Below are 21279 nucleotides of genomic sequence, written 5' to 3'. Positions count from 1 at the left end.
ATTCTGCGCGACCCTGAGTCGCTTCAACTTGGCGTCCGGCCTGTTGCGAGATGGTGCAACGCGACACGATCCCGAATGCGGATCGCCTTGCCTTCCCGTTCGACAATCCCACGCTTTTCGAGCGACGTGATCACACGCGACACCGTCTCGCGGCTCACCCCCGCCATGGCTGCAATCGTGACCTGACTGGGCAGTTCGACAAGCGGTGAATCGAAGGCCTGACTCTGGTTGATGGCCGCCTCGATCACGGCGGTCACACGCGCATCCGCACGCGGCTGGCTTCGCGAGCTGCGCGCCACGAGTAGCGTTTTGGCGCGACTCGCGATCAGGTTATTCAGCGAGCGCGCCACGTCCGGGTCGCTGAGAAGCCGGCGGGCGTGCGCCCGGTCGAGCAGACCGACGGTACTGCGCTTCGTAGCAATGATATTGCCCAAGGTCGGCGCGCAGTTGAGGATCGAAATCTCGCCCGTACACTCGTCGGGATTGACAACGTAGAACGGGAGCTCGACACCATCCTCGGAGTATGTCGACACACGGAGCTGTCCTTCTACGAGGAAGATGAGCGGCGACTCTGTGGCCCCCTGATAGCAAATGTGATCGCCTTCGTTGACGTGTACAACCTTGGTGAGCCTGGTCGTGTTGCCGACTATTTCGCTTCGTGCCTCGCGAAGCAGAACTTGTTTTCTCAACATTATTTGAATTACGTATGTTGGCCTACTGAGATAGAGCAGATAACTCGGCGCGGAGGATACCGGTAACTAGATGTAACGTAAAGTAAAAGGAAGTAATGAGGGCTCTGGGTAAGGCGCATATGAAAAAATTGCTTGGTGTTTTTCTGAGCGGCGCTGCGCCGCTTTTATGCGTACCGCATGAACCCGTGAGGAGCTTCCTTTAAAAACGTGTCCAGACGGACACCATTAGCGAGATTGGCAGGTCAATGCAGTTCGCTTCCCAGCATCAGCCGCCGGGCGATGTCGGCCGTCTGCAGCATTCCACGTTCAGTCGGTGAATGGGCCGCGAGATAGCGGACGACTGCAATGAGAATGTGCCGTCCTTCGGCAGTATTGCCCCATGTAGCAAACTGCCGAACGCCTGCCTCCAGCATCTGATACGCATGAAAGCCGGCATCTTCACGCAACACGGCAAGCGCAAGTGTGGCGATGAGCGCCTGCGGCGGATGACCGAGCGTAAGGTGGCGCGCCACCAACTTCGCCGCAAGATCAACCTGACGCTGCCGATCGAAAGCGTCGAGCAAGGCCGTTCGGATCGACCCCTCATCGGCAGGAAGGTCGTCGAGCGGATCATCGTCCTCGCCCGGGATGCGGGCGGGCGGAACGTTCAGATATCTCGCCAGGTAGAGCGCCATGGCTCCGTGCAGTACGCCGCGAACGCCGATGACTCGAGTGTCGAAGCTTGCGTCCCCGACACGCCTGAGAATCTGATGGAGTGCGTTGGCATGGGTAAACACATGATGCGCGGTCTCCCAGTCGGAGTACTCGTTGGCATTGCCGAAGCGGGCCACGCGCAACGCCGCTCCGTAAGCGAGGGCTTGTCCCAGGTCGGCAGACGCAGCGCCTGCGTGGATCGCCTCCTTCAGCGAGTCAATGATTCTCGCTGGATCGTCTGAAAGCAGTTCCAAGGCAAGCGCCGCGTGATCCGACCAGCCTTGCACGCTGCGCCCGGCAGCGAAGAGGTTCGAGATCTGGCTGGCCGCTTCGTCGCACATCGCGACGAGATCGAGGGGCTGGCGCCACGCGGTCGATTCCTCGGCACCCCGGGCGCTCACCAACTGGGCGATGACAGTGGGCAGCACAGCTGACGCGTGCTCCCAGCCGATCAGATCGAGGCATTCAAACGCCTTGTTGATGAAGTCGAGCAAATGCCCGGAGTCCGCGAAGGCCCGCTCCGTCCCGGCGGACAGCAACGCATCCGCGAGCACGGCGGGTGCGAGACCGGAGGCAATCGCAGTCAACAGCGTGCGCTCGGCCGCCTCGCGGTGGCGCACGTTTGTCCACAGGCGCAGCCAACGATCGAGCGTGGCGGGCTCCGGCCGGCTCGCAAGCGGCGTACGTTCGCGCCGCGGCGCCTCGCCGTTGCAGTCCGCCGCTACACGGCGCGCGCCGTGGAACAGGGCGAGATAGGTTTCGTCTGCGGGCAGGACGGACAACAGGTTGCTGAGTGCTGTGAGTACCGTGAGACCAACGCCCCAGCCGTCACGGTTTTGCGCTCCGAACAGCGCGACCTGCCGCACGATATCGACCCTTGGCACATCGGCGGCGAGCTGGCCATGCACGGCTTTGGCGATGACAAGTCCAAGGTCATGTGTGAGGCCATCCGCAAGCCGTTGACGCCAGTGCGCGGCAGCATCGGGATGATCCGACCTGGTTGCGACCCAGACGTCGCCATCGCGTATTTGGACCGCGTAGCTGGGGACATCATCTGCCCAAAGGTCGAACGTGCAGCCGCTTTCCAGATCGAAGCGGGCATGATGCCAGTGACAGGTCAGGATGCCGTCTTCGACAGTGCCTCGCTCGAGCGGGAATCCCATGTGCGGGCACCGATTATCAACGGCAAAGACACGCTCGCGGTCGCAGATCACGACGATCGGACCATGTCCACCCTGGACAATGCACCGCCCTTTCGCTCGCAGCTCTTTGAGGTTTCCAGCGAGCACGAATTCTTCGTCCCGGGGATCCATGTGCGAGCCTCCCGCGTTAGTCCTACAGGCGTTTTAGATGCGACCGCTTCCCCCAAACATAAGCATACTCTCCGGACAAAATGCCAAAGGCGCGGGCAGCGGGCAGGAACACTCCGCCAACGTGAGGGTGCCCGGCATCGGTAAATATTTGAGTAACTGGCGTGGCCAAATGCTCCATTTGAGGTCAATGCGGCTATTGACGAAAACTTGTTTCGTTTTAACGTTTGCCAATTGAGAAATATCGGCATCGGTTGATCTCAAGCACCAAGCGCAAGCGCTCGAGGATGCGGTCAACGTGCTGATGTGCTAAGCCCAGGACACTGCACCCAGATCTATACCGACAGGCACAACCTATGCTTTGCGATCTCACCGGGCGCTAGCGCCTTAAAACGCCGTAGAATTCCCCAAGCACAGTTCGCCTTCGTGCGATCCAACCGAGTTTCTGCGACCAGCGGTCGCCGGTTATCGGGAGACAGTCATGGCTGCGCGTTCAATTGCGTCTCTGACGCTTTCCTTCGGTCTGGTATCCATTCCGGTCAAGCTCTACTCGGCGACCGACAGTGCTTCAGGTGTGGGATTCCATCTCCTGACGCCTGACGGCGGGCGGGTCAAACAGCAGTACATCTCCGAGGCGACAGGCGAGGTCGTGGCGCGAGCCGACATGAAGAAAGGCTATGAGTTTGAGAAAGGCCAGTTCGTCGTTTTCACGCCAGATGAACTGAAAGCGCTCGAGGAAGGCGCAACGCATGTCGTTGAGATCGTTTCCTTCGTGCCGGAGAAGTCAGTCGACCCGCTGTATTACGACAAGGCTTATTTCATCGCGCCAGACAAGCGCGGCGGCAAACCGTACAGTCTGCTTCAGCAGGCGATGCGCGAAAGCGAACGGTGTGCGCTCGCAAAATGGTCATACAAAGGGAAGACGCGCATCGTCCAGATTCGCTCAGCCGAAGATGGCATGGTGTTTCAGCAACTGTTGTTCGCGGACGAGGTTCGCTCGCTGAGTGAATTGCACATCGAGCATGTTGCAGTGACGGGCACCGAGTTGCAGCTCGCGCTGCAAATAATCGACCAGGTTTCCGAAGATTCGTATGACCCAACGGCATACGAAGATGAGGAGAAGAAGCGGATTCTGGCAGCGATCGACCAGAAAATCGCCGGCAAGCAGATCGTGTCTCCGGCCGAACCGGGCATGGAGTCGGGCGCTGAAGTGATTGACCTGATGGAAGCCCTTCGTGCGAGCCTTGGCCGCAACAAGACCAAACAGGCCGCGTCCGCAAAAGCCGCGCCCGTAAAAAAGGCGCCCGCAGCCGCTTCCGATGAGCTCGCATCCAAACCGAGGCGACCGGCGAAGAGGGCGCCCGCCAAGGTTGAAGAAGCGGCTCCGGCCAAGGTGCGGGCGCGCAAGTGAAAAGGCGCAATGCCTCGCACGACTACTCGTTGCGCAGTCTCCAGTCGCTGCTGGGTGTCTCACGACGAGTGCTGTCCGGCCTGATAGACGCTGGATTCGTGCAACCGTCACGTGGTCGTCGTAACGAGCTCCGGTTCACGTTCCGCGACGTCGTGTTGTTGCGCACAGCTTTCCAGCTTCAGTCGGCCAAAATCGCGTCACGCAAAATTCTGCGAGCGCTTGCGCGGCTCAAAGCGGAATTGCCTGAAGAGCTTCCACTGACTGGCATCCGCATCACGGCTGTCGGTGACTCGGTGGTCGTCAAGACAGGTGAATCACAATGGGATGCGACCTCGGGCCAGCTTCTGCTCGATCTGGAAGTGGCGCCTGTCAAGGGCGAAGTCGCGTTCCTCGACGCTGCGCCCCGGAACATCGTTGGCCGGGAAAAGCAAACCGAGGAGTGGTTTGCTCTTGCGGAGGAACTTACCGATAGCGACGTCATCGGTGCTGAGCAGGCCTATAAAAAGGTGCTCGAGTTATCGCCGACCCCGCACTACGACGCTTATAACAACCTGGGCGTCCTGCTCTGCGAGGTCGGAATGAAGTACGACGAGGCATTGTCCGTTTTTGACCGGGCGCTCGAGCATTTTCCGCAGGACGCTCTGTTGCACTTCAATCGCGCGGTCGCTCTGGAAGAACTGGAGCGCTACGACGCAGCGGTGCAAGCCTATGAACGATGCATCGAGCTCAACCCCACTCATGCCGACGCTCACTTCAATATTGCACGCCTGAGCGAAATCCGAGGCGACAAGCAGGGACTTCTGAGGCACCTGAGTGCGTATCGCCGTCTCAGCAGGTGACGCGCACTCGACTGCTTTGCGGGGCAGGCTATCGAAAGCGAAGACTTTCGCGAGAAAGCTCGCTCACCGAGCTACATCCCATCAATTTCATGCCCCGCTCTAACTCTGTTCTCATCAAGGCCAGCGCCCGCTCAACGCCAGCCTGCCCCGCAGCTGCCAGCGGGAACAAATAGTAACGTCCGATACCAACGGCTTTGGCCCCTAGAGCCAGAGCCTTCAGAACATGGGTTCCGCGTTGCACTCCTCCATCCATGATGACGTCCAGCTTGTCGCCCACCGCATCTACAACCTCCGCAAGCTGATCGAACGCGGCTCTCGATCCATCCAGCTGCCTGCCGCCATGATTGGACAGCACGATGCCGGTACAGCCAATTGCGGCCGCACGCTTCGCGTCCTCGACAGACATCACGCCCTTGAGGCAAAACTGGCCATCCCAATCGCGGACCATCTCGGCCACGTCGTCCCAATTCATCGAAGGGTCCAACATTTCCGTGAAGTAGCGGCCAATCGACATGGCACCGCCGCCAAAGTCGACGTGGGTCTCCAGTTGCGGCATGGAAAAGCGCTCATGCGTGACGTAGTTCAGAACCCACTTGGGCTTCAGCGCGAATTGAAGCATCCCGCCCAAGGTGAGTTTGAAAGGGATGGTGAAGCCTGTTCGCAAGTCGCGCTCGCGGTTTCCACCAGTGATACTGTCGACCGTCAGCATCATCACATCGATGCCAGTATCTTTGGCACGTTGCATCATTGCACGGTTTAAACCGCGGTCCTTATGGAAGTAGAACTGGTACACCTGCGGAGTCGGGAACGCTTTGCGCAACTCTTCCATGCTGACCGTGCCGAGCGAAGAAACGCCGAACATCGTTCCGTACTTCGACGCCGCAGCGGCCACTGCGCGTTCGCCTTCATGGTGAAAAAGGCGTTGCAGTGCGGTCGGGGAACAATACACAGGCATCGCCAGCCGCTGGCCGAGCACTTGCACCGAGAGATCCACGTCACCAACTCCCCGCAACACATTGGGTACCAGGTCACATTGCTGGAAGCTCGCGGTGTTCCGGCGATAGGTCACTTCGTCGTCGGCGGCGCCATCGATGTAGTTAAAGATCGGGCCCGGCAGTCTGAGCCGTGCCAGTTCACGGAAGTCGTGAAAGTTATGGCAATCGCTTATTTGCATATTGCGAGGTAGTCGCCGATTTGGCCTCCTGGAAGACCAAACTTCAGGGACGGTCAATTCTCATGCCGCGTTTTTTTCATGGTCGCCGGATCGCGCACGATGGTGACCGCGCACGGCGCATAGGCGAGCACCTGGCGGGCGACCGAGCCGATCAGCCAGCGATCGAACGGCGTATGTCCGCGATGCCCCACCACGAGATGATCGATAGCATGCCGCTCCGCATACAGCACGATCTCTTTCGCCGGCGGCCCGACCACGAGATCGAACTCCACGGCCCCGTTCGAAGCGGCGAGCTTCGCCTTTACGTCGTCAAGGATCTCGTTGGCATGGCGCACTTCCAGCTCGATCAGACTTTTTCGCTCGACTTCGATCGCGCCCCAGTCCGGCGTGCGCGCGACGACGAGCACATGCAAGCGCGCGTCGAAACGCTTGGCCAGATCGACCGCGAAAGTCACGGCATATTGCGCGGATGCCGACCCGTCATAACCTACCAGCACGTTCTGCATGATCTGCTCCTGTGCGGTTCCCACCGGGTCGCGACTTCGTCTGACGAAATCCATCGGGCCGTTTGCGTGAACCGCGAGCTTTCCCCGACTTCGCGGCGTCGGCGCGAAAGCATGTGCGATCCACTCGCGAACCCGCGGCGTGGATCGTCACGCGGACGGCGTCGGCACCTGTGGTGTTGAATCAGTTGTCGTCGCTTCTGGACGGGAGATGCTCGTGAGGCTCGGGCTCTGCCGCGTCGGCGTTAGGAAGCTCGTCTGGGGCCGGTTTTTGCGAACCCTTCGGATCGGGATGGCCAGTCGTGCCGGCGGAAGATTGCGCGGGGTCGCGAGAGGTGCCGGTCGGCTCAGCGGATGGATTGGAGGTCATGATGTGCTCCTGCGCTGATGAATGCAGCTTTTATCATCATAGTCCCCTGGCCAGTTTGAGTGATAGACGCCGTGACGCCCGCGCTGTCACGCCGCCGGCACTTTCTAGCCACGGTCGGGCGATTCTTGAACTAGACTTTAAATCTTGCTGAATTGCATAGACAGTTTCAATGTAAGTTGATGCGGCGATCGATAAGCAAAAGGAAGGTTTTATGGCTATCGTCGTACACAACATCACTGTGGGTCCTTCGAGCTGGGGCGTAGCGTGACGGCGAGCGATGCCGCGCCCGCTACGAGCGCCTGGCGACATATCGTGCGCGCGCAGGGCATCAGCCTGTCCTACGGCAAGATACGCGCGCTTTCCGGCATCGACCTTGCCATTGGGCGCAACGAGATCGTCGGCCTGATCGGCGACAACGGCGCGGGCAAATCGACGCTCATCAAGGTGCTGACCGGTGTCGTGCGACCGAGCACGGGCAAGCTGTTCATCCGCGACGAGGAGGTCGACTGGAGCCGCTTTTCCGTGCGCGAGGCGCACCGATTGCGCTTCGAGACGGTCTATCAGGAAAAATCGCTGGGCGAGAAGCAGCCGCTGTGGCGTAATTTTTTTGTCGGCCGGCAAATCACCAACCGGTTCGGTTTCATCAATGTCGCCGAACAACGGCGCATCGCCAACGAAATCTTGAAGCATCAGCTCGGTTTCCGCGGCGTGGGGATCGACGCCGATTCGTTGATTGCGAAACTCTCCGGTGGCGAGCGCCAGGGCATCGCAATCGGACGGGCAATGTATTTCGAAAGCGATCTGATCATTCTCGATGAACCGACGGTGGCGCTAGCCATCAGCGAGGTGCGCAAGGTTCTCGACTTTGTGCGTTCGATCAAGGAATCCGGCCGCGCCTGCATCTACATCGAACATAACCTCGCCCATGTGCACGAGCTCGCCGATCGACTGGTCGTGCTCGATCGTGGCCGGATCGTCGCGGAATTCAAGTCCGGTGAGATGAGCCTCGAGGAACTCACCCGGTTCCTGATTTCGCTACAGCAGAGCGGGCACGGGCCGGCGCCGGTTGCGGGGACACGGACGTGAGCGATCCGATAAAAGAAAAACGGCCGGCGCGGTTAGTGTTTTTTCGCCTGCCAGCTTTTGCTCGCGTGGAGGGATTGCCGAGCGTGGTCGTGTTTGCGTTGGTGGTCGGCCTGTTCATGGCGACCGCACCGCGGGTCTTTTTAGGCTGGCCAATCTACTTCTCCTTCCTGACCACCGTGCCGCCGCTGGTGGTGTTGGCGATCGGGCTGACTCTGGTGATTGCGGCCGGCGAGATCGATCTGTCGTTCCCGTCGGTAATGGCATTCGCGGGCTTTCTGTTCGCCTGGTGCGTGAACACCACCGGATCGGCCTGGCTTGCCGTCATTGCGGCGTTGGCTGGCGGCGCGCTGGTCGGCGTGGTGAACGGGGTGTTGGTCGCGGTGGTCGGTGTGCCGTCGATCATCGTGACGATTGGCACGCAGTTCCTCTGGGCCGGTGTTGCTTCGATCCTTTCCGGCGGGCTTTCCAATGCGCTTCAGCAACTCGCCAGTGGTTCGGCTTATGCGGTTTTCGCGGGCACCCTGTTCGACGTGGTCCCGATGCAAGCGCTCTGGGCGCTCGGGCTCGCAATATTCATGTGGTTCATCCTCAATCGCCACCGTTTCGGCGAGCACGTGCTATTCATCGGAGACAACCGCAACGTGGCGAAGGTCGTGGGCATCAACGTGCCGCGTGAGACGGTGAAACTGTTCACGCTGATGGGTGTGCTGGCCGGCTTCGCGACGGTTCTGCTCACGCTCGAGAATCTGAACTACTTCTCGACCCAGGGGCAAGGCTACCTGCTGCCGGCGCTGGCCGGCGTGTTCATCGGCGGAACCTCGGTGTTCGGTGGCACGGCGACGATCGTGGGTACGTTCTTCGGCACCTTCGTGATTGGCATGCTGGAGGCGGGAATCGTTGCGACAGGTATCGCCGGCTTCTGGGTACAGGCGATCGAAGGAGTGGTGTTCATCGTCGCCGTGATCCTGCATCTGTTGGTCGAGAATCCCGCCAGGCTGCGTGTATTGCGCGAAAAACTCAGGTTTGGCGGGAGATAAAGCCGTTAAATCAGGAGATAGGAGCAGAAATGATCAAGATCATGACGGGATTCCTGCTAGGGGCGAGCGTTGTTGCGTTCGGCCTCGCGCCAACCGCCGGTGCCACCGAGCCGACCACGACGGGGCCGCTCGGCGCCGGTATGACGATGTATATGCAGATGGGCGGAAACCCCGGCGACGGCGCGACGCTGCCACGTCAGACCGGAGCCGCGGACGCGGGACATGCCCTCGGCATCAAGGTGATCGAGCAGTTTTCGGCCTGGAGTCCGGAGACGATGCTTGCGCAGTTTCGCCAGGCGATGGCGGCGCATCCGACGTGTATCGGCATCATGGGCCATCCTGGCGATCCAGCCTTCGCACCACTGATCAAACAGGCGGTAGACCAGGGCATCATCGTTACCGTCGGCAATACGCCGCTGCCGGAAAACCAGAAGCTCTACGACGCGAAGGGCTTCGGCTACGCCGGCGTCGAACTCTACATCGGCGGGCAGATCACTGCTCAGGCGATGCTCAACGCCGGGCTCAAGAAGGGCGACGAGGCGCTCGAATATGGCGTCTTCAACGAGAGCGTGCGCAGCCAGTCTGACCGTGGCCTTTCCGAGACGCTGGAAAAGGCCGGTGTGAAGGTGACGAGGCTCAATATCTCACCGCAGGTGGATGCCGATTCATCGCTCGCCGTGCCGATCCTGGTCGCCTTTATCCAGGCGCACCCTGATCTGAAGGCGATCGGCACGCAGCACGGCGGCGTGACCGGGTTCATTCCGCAGGCGCTCCAGCAGGCTGGCAAGAAGCCGGGGCAAATCATCGTGGGCGGCATCGATCTGGCGCCCGCCACGATTTCCGGGTTGCAGAACAAGTACCTCACTGCGACGCTCGACCAGCAGCTCTATCTGCAGGGTTTCCTGCCGGTTACGCAATGCGTGCTCTCGGCTGCCTATCATTTCGCGGGACTGACCATCAACACCGGCGCAGGTGTGCAGACACCCGCGACGATCGACTCGCTGATTCCGCTGATCAAGCGCGGGATCCGCTAGGAACTCGTGCCCTCCAGACGCGGACCGGTTACCTGCTCACCGTGTCCGCGAGCATCAAGAAGGTCTCCTTAAAGGGCGTTCTCCGCTCGTCAGGACGCTATGACGGCGCGTTGCCGCCAGCGGACAGTTCAGCCCAGTCCAGCTCTTGTACGAGTGTTCGGTACGCGTGATCCCCGATGACGTCTCTATTACGAAGGTCGATGGCCTTCGCGCGCGCGGCTGCAATGGCACGCCTCCTCAGTGGGCCGCCGGGGACTTCGCTCAGCGGTTGCGCACCATCGCGGATCGCGTTCAGGTCGACGCCTGACGAGCCGCCACGTTACCTAACCGGCGCCTTTCTCGCTGTCCAATTGGGACATCTGCGCGGACGCATAACGCTCGCCTGCGACGGCGCCCTTTGGCACGGCACGCTCGATCGCGGCGAGATCGTCTGCGCTCAGTTCGAGGTCGACCGTCACGCTCCGCTGTTCGGCCGTAACCCGCAAGGCCTCGACCAGCGCAAGGTTATGCGCCACGTTGGCCCCCTGAAATCGTGGACTGACGGCGCGGAAGTCGTTCCTTTTCGCGCCCGCTTGCCAGTGGCCGCTGATCAATCCACGGGACAAAACGCCATACGCGGTGACGCCGATGCCAAGTGATCGGCAAGTCGGCAGGATTGCTTCCTCGATCCCGCGCGAGACGAGCGAATATTCAATCTGCAGATCGCTGATCGGATGCACGCTCGCCGCGCGCCGGATGGATGCAGCGCCAAGTTCAGAAAGACCGATTTGGCGTACATATCCCTCCTTTACGAGATCGGCGATTGCGCCAATCGTTTCTTCGATCGGTACCTGCGGATCGAGCCGCGCGGGCCGATAGATATCGATGTGATCGACGCCTAGCCGTTGCAGCGAATACGCGACGAAGTTGCGCACGGCCGCCGGCCGACTGTCGTAACCATGCCAGCCGCCGGGAGGATCGCGCAACGCGCCGAACTTCACGCTGATGATTGCCGCGTCACGCCGCGACGGCGGCAGGCCTGCAAGCGCCTCGCGGATCAGCAGTTCGTTGTGGCCCATGCCGTAGAAGTCGCCGGTATCGAGCAGCGTGACGCCTGCTTCGAGCGCCGAGTGCAGCGTGGCGATGCTTTCGGTGCGATCCGCAGGACCGTAGAAATCCGACATGCCCATGCAGCCCAGCCCAAGTGCCGAAACCGTGGGGCCGTTGCGGCCCAGAGTACGCATCTTCATGCTGTTTCTCCGTGATGTATTGGTTAACGAACGGCGCCACCCCGTCAATTCAATACACGCACGATGCTATTCCTGAATGTTATGGTTAAAAATTGCCAACCTTAGAAGATCGAGCTCTCCGCACACCCGGACGGACGCATTGAAATAGCGGCCCAAAAATGGGAGCCGGGAAATCAGCGAGTGTTATGGCTATTACAGCGCCGACGTGCGCTTCATACTTGAATCGCACATAAGGACGCATTGAAAGCGAAACTGGCTCTTGTCAGGAGACGGCCGTTCGTCGAAGCTCAGGACAACCCAAGTTCGCAAACGAACCGGCCTTCCGGGTCACGGAGCGGGCGCGCCAAGTTTGAGCGTGCCCGTCACGAACTCGCGGACGGTCTTCCTGGCATTGATCGCGGCCTTTTCGTCGTACGCGAGGGTCGCTCCATACTCGACGCAGGGATCGCTGTAAGTAAAAAGCTGGCCAGTCGCTGCGTCCATGATTTGGCCGTTCTGTGCTTCGCTCAGTTGACAGCTTCTTATGGTCTGCGCCTTGGCGAGAACGATTGGCTTCGCCGCGGCTTTCCAGTCGAACATATGCTGGGCGCCCGAGTACTCGACGAACTTGATGTCTTTCCCCTTGGCGCGCAGTCTTTCGACGTATGCGCGGCATGACGCGACTGGAGCGAATTCATCTGCACTGCCATGAAAGACGAGCACGGGCTTGTCGTCGAAATCGTCGTCGGCTCTAAAGGTCGTGTTGCAGTTCGGATAAAACGCGATGTACCCGGCGAAGCCCTTGCCGGAAGTGGAGCCATGCAATTGTTGAAACCGTTTGAGGTCGGCATATAACGCTGGTTGTCCGCCGCGTGATTCGCCCATCAGTATCACCCGCTCCGGATCGACTCTTGGATGCTTCTGGAGCAGGTCGAGTGCGCGATACGCGTCCTCGAGCTGCACGAGCCGGCCCAGTTGCCCCTGGTCGTTGAGCGTGCTGACGATACCGCGCCCCGCGAAACTGTCGACAACGAAGGTGGCGACGCCCATCGCAAGGAACTCCTGCTGCCAGTCGGTGATACCGCTGTTGATGCCGCCCGATGGATGAAGCATGACGATCGCAGGAAGACGATCCGAACCCGCCTTGGGTAGGCTCAGCACTCCGGCAACGGTGACCGGCTTGCCCGCTTCGTGTCCGCCGAGGAACTGTTCGTCAGTGAGTGTGACCGACTGCAGCGGTAGAACTTCTGTCCGCACTACCTGCGCAGCGATTGAAGCGGGAAAGGCCGCCGCGACACTTATCGATGCGACGAGGCATAGGTGCCGCAGTCCAGCACCGGATTGCGCGAGTAATGACATGGCGACATCCTCCTGACCGCAACGGCGCGTCGGCCCAATAACGTCTCTTTGAACATAGACGATTGAATGTGCTTCTCAAGATCGAGGCGGCGCCTAGCTCCGGCGTTCTGAAGAATGTCTTATAAGTTCTGGTCCGGGACTGGCTCAAACATTGCTGACCGATGCCGGGGCCAGTTGCGCGGTATGCATGGCAGTGACCCATTGGCGTATCTACACTCTGCTACGCGCCCTATGTCGTATTATTCGTGATGAGTCCGCTGCTGACCGTGGTCGTGAGGTGCCCTCGCTCGTGGCCGGCCCCCGGCGCGCGATGCGTTTCCAACCTGGTGCAAGCGTTCTTCCACCCGACGAACCGGGCACGCACTCTAACCGGCAGTCGGCAATACTGTAAGGAGCAGTCACGATGAAAATGCAACGAAACGCTCCCCGGATCGCGTCGACCCTGCTCGCCGCGGCGTTCACACTGGTTCAGGCAGGCGTCGCGGTCGCGCAGACGGCTGCTCCGCAGAGCGCCAGCGAGATCCACAGGACCGGCATGCCACCGACGCAGCAGCAGGGCGACATATCGTTCGTGACCGGCGGAGTTGGTCGCGACGAGTCGACCGCGCTGCGGCAGGCACGCAGGCAGTGGCCGCTGTCTCTGCAGTTCACGGGACCCGGTGCGAGCTATGTGGCCGACGTCCAGGTGCAGATCGCCAAAGGCGGCGCTTCAGTGTTCGAGGCCACGTCGAAAGGGCCGTACATGCTCGTGCGGCTGCCTCAAGGGCGCTATACGATCAGCGCCACTTACAGCGGCGTAACCAGAAAGCAGACGGTGAACGTCCGCGGCAATGGCAGCGCGCGCGCGACGTTCTCGTTTCCGTCCGGCGGCCACTGAGCGCAGTCCCGGCGCCGCGCCGAAGATCGCGCGGCGCGTTCGTTTGTTAACGCGAAAGCCCTCACGCCTCGAGCATCTTCTTGCCGTTCGCCCCGAGCAACGGCAAGTCGCGGATCCGCACACCCGTCGCGTCGTCGATCGCGTTCGCGAGCGCCGCGGCGGCCGGGCCTTGCGCCGCTTCTCCGACACCCAGGAATGGCAAGCCCGGCCGGTCGATCAACAGCACGTCCACGCGTTTGGGTACGGACGAGAAGCGCATGATCGGATAAGTGCTCCAGTCATAGCTCGTGATGCGTTGCGGATCGAATTGCGTTTCTTCATAGAGCGTCCAGCTCGCGGTTTGCAAAATGCCGCCTTCGATCTGATTGCGCACACCGTCCGGATTCACGATCTGTCCGCAATCGACGGCTGCGACGACGCGCTCGATGCTGAGCTCGCCGGTATCGCGCATCACCGTCACGTCCATCGCAACGGCAAAGTAGGCCATCAGGTTCTTGTATTGGGCGAACGCAAAGCCGGTACCGTGTGAACGCGGGCTAGCGTCGCCCGTTAGCGCGCTGTGAGCATGCCAGCCGAATTGATCGGCTACGGCGCGAATCACGCCATGTGCGCGCGGATCATCGAGATGTTTGAGGCGAAACGCAACGGGATCGGCGTGCGCGGCTCTGGCGAGCTCGTCGATGAAGCTCTCGATCGCGAACACGTTCATGTGCGCGCCGAGCGAACGCATCGCGGAGACGCGGATCGGCATCGTGGGCACGAAATGATGCTGCACGTGCAGGCTGGGCACGCGGTAGAGCGGAATGCTGTTGCGGTCGCCTCCGCCTTCCGGCATCGGAATCGGCTTCGGCGGCGCGGGGGTGAACGGCTGCGCAAGGAGCTGCGCGGGCAGCAGGCGGCCCGCATTCTCGATGCGGTTGTTATGCGTATTGCTCCATAGCTCGTAACGCCAGTCGGCAATCGTGCCTGCCGCATCGAGCGTTGCCTTCGCGTCGACTGTCATGGCCGGGCCGAACGGCTCCCACATGTGTTCCTGTTCGCGCATCAATTGCACGCGCACTGGTCGACCAGGCAACTCGCGTGCGATGAGGGCGGCGTCGGCCGCGACATCGTCCGCGCCGTTGTGTCCGTAGCAGCCCGAACCTTCCACATGCACGCAGCGCACCTTGCCGGGCGGCATCGCGAGCATTTCGGCGATGCCGGCACGCAGCGGAAAGACGCCTTGCGTATGCGTCCAAACGGTCATCACATCGTTGTCGAGTCGCGCGACTGCGCACGATGGCCCAATCGAGCCATGCGTCAGATACGGCCTCGAATAGCGCGCCCGCAGCGTCGCCATCGGTGCGGCCGCGCCGGTCGCCGCGCCCCGATCGGCCACCGCGATTTCCTGTGCAGGCAGGCTCATCAGCAACGCGTGGACGTTCGCCGGATCGGGCAGCGGCGGCCCCGGCCGCCACTGCGCGGCGAGCGCCAGCTCACGCATCGCGAGGATCGCGCGCCATTCGTCGTCGGCGGCCACCGCGAGGTAGTTGCCGTTGCGCACGACCTTGACGACCCCGGGCAGCGCCTCGACGCGCCCGCTATCGAATGCAACGAGGCTCGCGCCATAAGACGGCGGCCGCACGACGCGGGCATGCAGCATGCCGGGCAGCCGCAGGTCCTGGACATAGCTCGCGCCGCCCGTCACCTTGCCCAGGATATCGACGCGCGGCAGCATATGGCCAATCAGCGCGTAGGCCGATGGCGGCTTTCTCGGCGCGTCGGGCTGGGCGTTCTGATGCAGGTCCGCGTGTTGCACGGCTTCGCCATAGCTCACGCGTCTTCCGTCGGCGGCAATGACGGCGCCGTCGCGTGTCGTCAGGGTCGCTGCGTCGAGGCCCAACTGTGAGGCCGCGCTCGCGACCAGCAGCGCGCGCACCTGAGCCGCGGCGTTGAGGATCGCGGTGCCGCTGTCGGCCATCGTGTGACTGCCGGCGGTGTAGCCTTCGTTCGGCGTTCTGGTGGTGTCGGCGGTGATCAGCTCGATCGCATCAGGCGCGAGATCCAGCTCTTCCGCGGCGACCTGCAGCAGCGCGGTGCGAATGCCCGTGCCAAGCTCCGCTTTGCCCGTGAATACGCTCACGTGGCCGTCGGGGGCGACCTTGATCCACGCATCGAGCAACGGCGTGGTCTTGAGACTGCCCGGCAGCTTCGGGGCGCTCGCGGTGAAGGTGCCCGCTTCGGTGGTGGTTTGCGCGAGCGCGGCCATGACTGGCACGATCGCGAAGCTCACCATCAGCGAGCCGCCAACGAGGAAGCGGCGCCGCGCGGGGTCATCCGGACCGCTGCCGTGGGCGGCGGACAATGGGCGGCCGTCGCTCACGATTGCGCTCCCCCGCCCGTACGCGGCGGCGAACCGCTCGCGACTTGCCGGATCGCCGCGAGAATGCGCATGTGCGTGCCGCAGCGGCACAGGTTCGGCTGCATGTAGCGGCGGATCTGTTCATCGCTTGGATGCGACACTCGGTCCAGCAGCGTTTGCGCTCGCATGATCATGCCGGCGATGCAATAGCCGCATTGCGCGGCCTGTTCGTCGATGAAGGCTTGCTGAAGTGGTCCAGGATGTTGCGCGCTGCCGAGTCCTTCGACGGTTCGCACTGGCCGCTCGCCCACGGCCACGACCGGCATGAGGCACGAGAACACCGGTTCGCCGCCGACGCTGACCGTGCATGCGCCGCATTGACCGAGACCGCAGCCGAACTTCGCGCCATCGAGCTGCAATTCGTTGCGCAGCACATAGAGCAGCGGCGTGGACGGGTCTACATCGACCGTCTGACTGACGCCGTTGACGTTGATTGTGATCATCGTGGCAGGCCGTCCCTGCGAAATTGCGCGACCGCACGGGCGTCGAGCGTGGGCCACGCGTCGCGTGCGGTGAAGCGTTCGCGCGTGTAGTTGGCGAGCTCCGCTATCTGCGCATCCGTGAAGGTGTTGGCAAATGATGGCATGAAGGGCTCGCTATCGCTTTCGTGCCAGTCGATGCCATCGAGGATGAAACGGACCATGTTGCGAGGGCTGTCGGCGTTGACGGCCGTGGAAAGGGACAGCGACGGTCGAGCGCCCCCGTTCGACATCGGCGCGCCTTCAGCATGGCACGATGCGCAGGCCGCGGCGAACAGATTCGCGCCGCCGCCGGGCGCGGGGGACACGGGCGCGGAGGTAGCGGAGGGCGAGGCGACCGGACGCTCCGGCGCGCCTCGGCCCCCGGATGTCAACGCCAGCAGATACGCGGCCATCGCCTCAACGTCGGAGGCGGATGCGTCGGCGAGCGTGCGCGTGACGGGGCGCATCGGACCCGCCGCCGCGCCATGGGCGCTGGCGAGGCCCGTGCGCAGATAGCCGACGAGCTGGGCCTGAGTCCAGGGCGTCGGGCGTGAAGCGAGGTCCGTCAGCGCGGGCGCGTCCCATCCGTCGATCGTGCCGCCTTGCAGCGCGTGGTCGCGGCGCTCTGCGCCGAGGCGGTCGAGCGGCGTGTGGCACGCACCGCAATGACCGAGGCTTTCGACCAGATAACGCCCGCGTGCGAGGTCCGGCGCTCCGGTCGGCGACGGTGCGGCTTCGCTGCCGGTATGCAGGTAAAGAAGATTCCACACGGCGATGAGGGGCCTGAAGCCGAGCGGGAAGATCAGCTCGTTGTGCGGCGCAGGCGCGCTGACCGGAGCGCGGCTCATCAGCCAGGCATACAGCGAGCCGATATCGGCATCGCTCAGGTGCGTGAAGTGGGGATATGGGAACGCGGGGTAGAGCAGATGGCCGTCGCTGGACACGCCGCGCCGCATCGCACGTTCGAACGCGTCGAGCGTCCAGCCCCCGATGCCGGTTTCGTTGTCCGGGGTGATGTTGGTCGAGTAAATGAGGCCAAAAGGTGTTTGCAGCGGCAGTCCGCCCGCGAGGGGCTGGCCGCCCGTCGCGGTGTGGCACGTGACGCAATTGCCAATGGCCGCGAGCTTCGCGCCGCGCGTCGCGGCCGCGGTATCGCTGTTGGCCGCGATCGGCGCAGTGACGGCACCCGGCGCGGGCTCCCGTGCATGCGCAGTGGGGCCGTGCGCGGCCATGAGGGCGACCACAACAACGGCCACGCCCGCACTTGCCACCCGTCCTTTCATCTGGCCTCCATCGCCGAACCGTCCGCGCATCGTTGCAGAATGCGTCGCGCGGCTCTAAGTCGCGCAAGCGGCGTTCCCCGATAGCGGCGGGTCGCGATAACGGCTTCTTCTAGTCGGCAGCGACCGCGATGGCGATCTGCACGAACAGCACCTTGACGATGGTCATCGACGGAAAAATCATCGCGTACATGACGTCGGGCTGATCCGTCGGCGCGATGCGGTTGGCGAAGGCGAGAATCGCGGGATTGCCGGTCGCGCCGCAAATCACGCCGACCGACGTATCGAAAGACAGTCTGAAGATCCACAGGCAGCACACAGCCGTGACGCCGACGAGCACCAGCAGCGTGATCACGCCATAAAGCAGCAGCAGCGGTCCGGCGGTGCCGACGGTCGCAACGAACTTCGGTCCGCAAGACAGGCCCACCTGCGCGAGAAAAATCGTCAGCCCGAGATTGCGCAGCACGAGATTTGCGGAGAGCGGCATCACCCACACGAAAGGTCCGCTGCGGCGCACCTTGCCGAGGCACAGTGCGACCAGTAGCAACGCCGCGAGACCCAGGCTGAACGCGCCGAGACCGGGCGCGCGCAGCGGGATCGCACCGACCAGCAGCCCCGCTGCCGCGCCGATGCCCAGACAGATGAAACTCAGCTCGGCCGTGCCCTTGATCGAATCGCCGAAGAACGCGCGGACCGTCGCCCTATGCGCGTTGTCGACGAGCAGGCCGACGCGGTCGCCTGCCTCGAGAATCAGATCCGGGGTCGACAGCAGATCGGTATCACCGCGCCGCACGTGCGCGATCGCGCAGTTCACGCCGTCCGGATAGCGCAGATTGCCGAGCGCCGTGCCGACGACCGCCGGGCTAGACGCGAACACGCGCAGATAGTCGAGGTCTTCGCGATGACTCGAAATACGCCCGGGCTGCGACTCGCCGCATAGTGCGGTTGCTTCGTCGAGCGGGCGGCGCTCGGTGGCGGTGGCAAGAAGGACGTCGTCGGCGCGCAGCGTGAAGTCGTCGCTGGGCAACTGATTGTGATGCGCGCGCCGCACGGCCGCTATCGCCACGCCGGCAGGCAGGCGGGTCGAGAGCTCCGACAGCCGGAGACCGAAGAGACTGGCATTGCGCAGCGCGATTTCCGCGGTCTCCAGCACCTTCGCGGTCGGCTTCGGTATTTTGGCTTTCAGAGCCGCGTTCAGCACATAGAGGAACAGGATCGGCCCAGCCACGCCGAATGGATAGGTGACGCTATAAGCCACGGCGGCATTGCTGCTTTTCATCGATGCAATGGCAACCTGCAGGCTCGCCGTGCTGGTGCCGCTGCCCGCGAACATGCCGAGCGCATCGGCGAGCGTGATGCCGAAGTGGATGAAGGCGCACGCCACCAGACCCGAAGCGATCACGCCCACACATGCGGCCGCGTTGGCCTTCATGCCTTCCCGGCTCGTCAGTCCGCGGAAGAACTGCGCGCCGTACTGAATGCCGATGCCATACAGAAACAGCAGCAGACCGAGCGTGCCCAGCAACGCCGGCGGCGCGGATTTCGGCGCGAACGCGCCGAGCCCGAGTCCAACGAACAGCACGGCCCCCGAGCCGAGAGCCACGCCCTTGATAGTGATTTCGCCGACCAGGTAGCCGAGCGCAATGGTCAGAAAAAGCGCGAGCAGCGGCTGAGTTTCGAGGAAAGTTCTGACTGCTTCCATGCGGCCCCCTATGTACGCGTCGCTCCTATCGCATTGCGCCTGCGAGGCTGCCCGAGCCGAGACCCACGATCAGATCGAGTGCACCGTTCTTCAATGCTTGCGTGGCGACCACGCCCGCCGCTTTCAAGCCGGCCGCGTCGATGCGCGACGCATCCAATAGTTCGACACGCAACCGCGTGGCCGCCAGCGCGTCGAGCTTCAGGATGTTGGCCGCGCCGCCCAGCGCCGCACGAATCTTTTCAGCGCGCTCCGTTTCCTGCGCAGAGTGTTGCGCCGAGGCGGCCACGGCCGCTGGAGCCGCCGCGGCAGTCGCGGCTGCTGCGCTTTCCACGCCGGGTGCGCCGGCCGCCGGCAGATCCGCTTCTGCGCCCGCTGTCTTCAGGTAGTCCTGCATGTCGGTTTTCATGTTCTCCGACAACGGCCCGAAGATCGCCTGCACGCCGTTGCCCACGCGCACCACACCCGCCGCACCGAGCGCCTTGAGCTTGTGTTCGTCGACGCGCGCCGGGTCCTTCACGGAGATGCGCAGCCGTGTGATGCAAGCGTCGAGACTGGTGATATTGGAGCGGCCGCCAAAGGCGAGCACGAGTTCGCGCGAGCGTCCGCCCGCGCCGCTCGCGGCGACCGCCACGGTATCCGCCGTGTCGTCCTCGCGGCCGGGTGTCTTGAGGTTGAAGCGCGTGATGACGAAGCGGAACACGCCGTAATAGATCACCGCGTAAATTGGACCGAGAATGAAAACATACCAGGCGTGCGTGGCCTTTCCGCCGATCAGGTTGAACATCAGAAAATCGATGCCGCCTTGCGAGAACGTGAAGCCCATGCGCATGCCCAAGGTGTTCGCCACGAACTGCGCCGACGCCGCGAGGCATGCGTGAATCAGGTACAGCACCGGCGCGACGAACAGGAACGCGAATTCGATCGGCTCGGTGATGCCGGTGAGAAAAGAAGTCAGCGCGGCCGAAACCATCATGCCGCCGACGGCCACCTTCTTCTCCGGCTTCGCGCAATGCCAGATCGCGATCGCCGCGGCCGGCAGGCCGAACATCTTGAACAGGAACGCGCCCGCAAGGATGCCGGCGGTGGGGTCGCCAGCGAAATAGCGGGTGATGTCGCCGTGAACTTCCTTGCCGGTCGTCGGGTCGACGAAGCTGCCCATTTCGAAGAAGAAAGGCACGTTCCAGATGTGATGCAGACCGAACGGAATCAGCAGACGTTCGACGAAACCGTAGACCGTCGCGGCGGTGCGCGGGTCCGAAACCGCCGCCCAATGCGAGAAAGCCTTGATTGCGCTGCCGATCGGCGGCCACACGAAGGACAGGATCGCGCCGAGCACGATCGAGCCGATCGCGGTCACGATGGGCACGAAGCGCTTGCCGGCGAAGAAGCCGAGATACGGCGGCAACGTGATCCGGTAGTAGCGGTTGAACATCCAGGCCGCAAGACCACCGGCGAGGATGCCGCCGAACACGCCGGTCTGGATCGACGGAATGCCCATGATCGTGTCGGTTTCGATGCCCCCAATCTTGGCGATCACACCCAGCGTGGCCGTCATCACCAGATACCCGATCGTTGCGGCGATACCCGAGACGCCATCGTTCTCGGTGAAGCCGAGCGCGACGCCGATCGCGAAGATCAGCGGCAGGTTGGCGAAGATCACGTCGCCCGCGTTCTTCATCAGCGCGAGCACGACGGTCGGCACGTAACCGTGGAAGTCGGTGGCGCCGAGACCGAGCAGCAAGCCGGCCACCGGGAGTACGGCGACGGGCAGCATCAGCGATTTGCCGATCTTCTGCAAGACTCCGAACGCATGCGAGAACATGGCTGATCTCCTGTTGATCG

Annotated in this window: 18 protein-coding genes; 6 read left to right on the top strand and 12 right to left on the bottom strand. The window is 62.6% G+C overall.

Annotated elements, in window-relative coordinates:
• Window positions 1-23: 23 nt before the first annotated feature.
• On the bottom strand, window positions 24-692 hold the full coding sequence (locus AB3X94_RS19875; protein ID WP_368612446.1) for a Crp/Fnr family transcriptional regulator: 669 nt from the start codon (window positions 690-692) through the stop codon (window positions 24-26).
• Window positions 693-934: 242 nt separating this feature from the next.
• Window positions 935-2698, bottom strand: a complete 1764-nt coding sequence (locus AB3X94_RS19870) for a Rieske 2Fe-2S domain-containing protein (protein WP_368612445.1) — start codon at window positions 2696-2698, stop codon at window positions 935-937.
• A 478-nt stretch (window positions 2699-3176) separates the two neighbouring features.
• On the opposite strand from AB3X94_RS19870, the gene AB3X94_RS19865 reads away from it, so the two are divergent.
• Both AB3X94_RS19865 and AB3X94_RS19860 read left to right on the top strand, forming a co-directional pair.
• Entirely contained in the window at window positions 3177-4106 is a 930-nt protein-coding gene (locus AB3X94_RS19865) for a Ku protein (RefSeq protein ID WP_176107389.1), read from the top strand.
• Window positions 4103-4945, top strand: a complete 843-nt coding sequence (locus AB3X94_RS19860) for a tetratricopeptide repeat protein (RefSeq protein WP_176379767.1) — start codon at window positions 4103-4105, stop codon at window positions 4943-4945. Before AB3X94_RS19865 ends, AB3X94_RS19860 begins: the two co-directional genes overlap by 4 nt.
• 28 nt (window positions 4946-4973) lie before the next feature.
• Here the strand turns inward: AB3X94_RS19860 and AB3X94_RS19855 are convergent, their stop codons facing one another.
• The 3 genes from AB3X94_RS19855 to AB3X94_RS19845 form a co-directional block, all read right to left on the bottom strand.
• A complete protein-coding gene (locus tag AB3X94_RS19855) occupies window positions 4974-6119 on the bottom strand; it encodes an alpha-hydroxy acid oxidase (RefSeq protein ID WP_368612444.1) in 1146 nt (381 codons plus the stop codon).
• Between the two features lie 53 nt (window positions 6120-6172).
• Complete coding sequence (locus tag AB3X94_RS19850) at window positions 6173-6625, bottom strand: universal stress protein (RefSeq protein ID WP_018437423.1); 453 nt, start codon at window positions 6623-6625, stop codon at window positions 6173-6175.
• 181 nt (window positions 6626-6806) lie between these two features.
• Entirely contained in the window at window positions 6807-6992 is a 186-nt protein-coding gene (locus AB3X94_RS19845; RefSeq protein ID WP_176107393.1) for a hypothetical protein, read from the bottom strand.
• Between the two features lie 312 nt (window positions 6993-7304).
• On the opposite strand from AB3X94_RS19845, the gene AB3X94_RS19840 reads away from it, so the two are divergent.
• Genes AB3X94_RS19840 through AB3X94_RS19830 form a run of 3 tightly spaced genes read left to right on the top strand, consistent with a single transcriptional unit; the run spans window position 7305 to window position 10149 of the window.
• The gene (locus AB3X94_RS19840) at window positions 7305-8078 is read left to right on the top strand and encodes an ATP-binding cassette domain-containing protein (RefSeq protein ID WP_368367220.1); all 774 of its coding nucleotides are present in this window, start codon (window positions 7305-7307) and stop codon (window positions 8076-8078) included.
• Window positions 8075-9115, top strand: coding sequence for an ABC transporter permease (locus AB3X94_RS19835; protein ID WP_312883569.1), 1041 nt, complete (start codon window positions 8075-8077; stop codon window positions 9113-9115). Before AB3X94_RS19840 ends, AB3X94_RS19835 begins: the two co-directional genes overlap by 4 nt.
• 29 nt (window positions 9116-9144) lie before the next feature.
• Complete coding sequence (locus tag AB3X94_RS19830) at window positions 9145-10149, top strand: substrate-binding domain-containing protein (protein WP_176107395.1); 1005 nt, start codon at window positions 9145-9147, stop codon at window positions 10147-10149.
• Window positions 10150-10472: 323 nt separating this feature from the next.
• Here the strand turns inward: AB3X94_RS19830 and AB3X94_RS19825 are convergent, their stop codons facing one another.
• Both AB3X94_RS19825 and AB3X94_RS19820 read right to left on the bottom strand, forming a co-directional pair.
• Window positions 10473-11378, bottom strand: coding sequence for an aldo/keto reductase (locus AB3X94_RS19825; RefSeq protein WP_368612443.1), 906 nt, complete (start codon window positions 11376-11378; stop codon window positions 10473-10475).
• Window positions 11379-11705: 327 nt separating this feature from the next.
• The gene (locus AB3X94_RS19820; RefSeq protein WP_368612442.1) at window positions 11706-12716 is read right to left on the bottom strand and encodes a dienelactone hydrolase family protein; all 1011 of its coding nucleotides are present in this window, start codon (window positions 12714-12716) and stop codon (window positions 11706-11708) included.
• Between the two features lie 403 nt (window positions 12717-13119).
• On the opposite strand from AB3X94_RS19820, the gene AB3X94_RS19815 reads away from it, so the two are divergent.
• The gene (locus AB3X94_RS19815) at window positions 13120-13593 is read left to right on the top strand and encodes a carboxypeptidase regulatory-like domain-containing protein (protein WP_176120497.1); all 474 of its coding nucleotides are present in this window, start codon (window positions 13120-13122) and stop codon (window positions 13591-13593) included.
• Between the two features lie 61 nt (window positions 13594-13654).
• On the opposite strand, the gene AB3X94_RS19810 is transcribed toward AB3X94_RS19815, so the two are convergent.
• The 5 genes from AB3X94_RS19810 to ptsG form a co-directional block, all read right to left on the bottom strand.
• Window positions 13655-15868, bottom strand: a complete 2214-nt coding sequence (locus AB3X94_RS19810; RefSeq protein ID WP_368612477.1) for a molybdopterin cofactor-binding domain-containing protein — start codon at window positions 15866-15868, stop codon at window positions 13655-13657.
• Between the two features lie 83 nt (window positions 15869-15951).
• Window positions 15952-16437, bottom strand: a complete 486-nt coding sequence (locus AB3X94_RS19805; RefSeq protein WP_368612441.1) for a (2Fe-2S)-binding protein — start codon at window positions 16435-16437, stop codon at window positions 15952-15954.
• Entirely contained in the window at window positions 16434-17738 is a 1305-nt protein-coding gene (locus tag AB3X94_RS19800; RefSeq protein WP_368612440.1) for a c-type cytochrome, read from the bottom strand. Before AB3X94_RS19800 ends, AB3X94_RS19805 begins: the two co-directional genes overlap by 4 nt.
• A 109-nt stretch (window positions 17739-17847) precedes the next feature.
• Window positions 17848-19437 carry an aspartate:alanine exchanger family transporter gene (locus AB3X94_RS19795; protein ID WP_368612439.1) on the bottom strand — a complete coding sequence of 530 codons (1590 nt, stop codon included), beginning with the start codon at window positions 19435-19437 and terminating at the stop codon, window positions 17848-17850.
• 25 nt (window positions 19438-19462) lie between these two features.
• Window positions 19463-21259, bottom strand: a complete 1797-nt coding sequence (gene ptsG / locus AB3X94_RS19790; protein ID WP_176107403.1) for a PTS glucose transporter subunit IIBC — start codon at window positions 21257-21259, stop codon at window positions 19463-19465.
• Window positions 21260-21279 lie beyond the last annotated feature (20 nt).

Source organism: Paraburkholderia sp. BR10923 (assembly GCF_040948765.1).
Classification (GTDB): domain Bacteria; phylum Pseudomonadota; class Gammaproteobacteria; order Burkholderiales; family Burkholderiaceae; genus Paraburkholderia; species Paraburkholderia youngii.
Note: the sequence above shows the minus strand (reverse complement) of the source record. Positions and strands in the feature narration are given on the sequence as shown.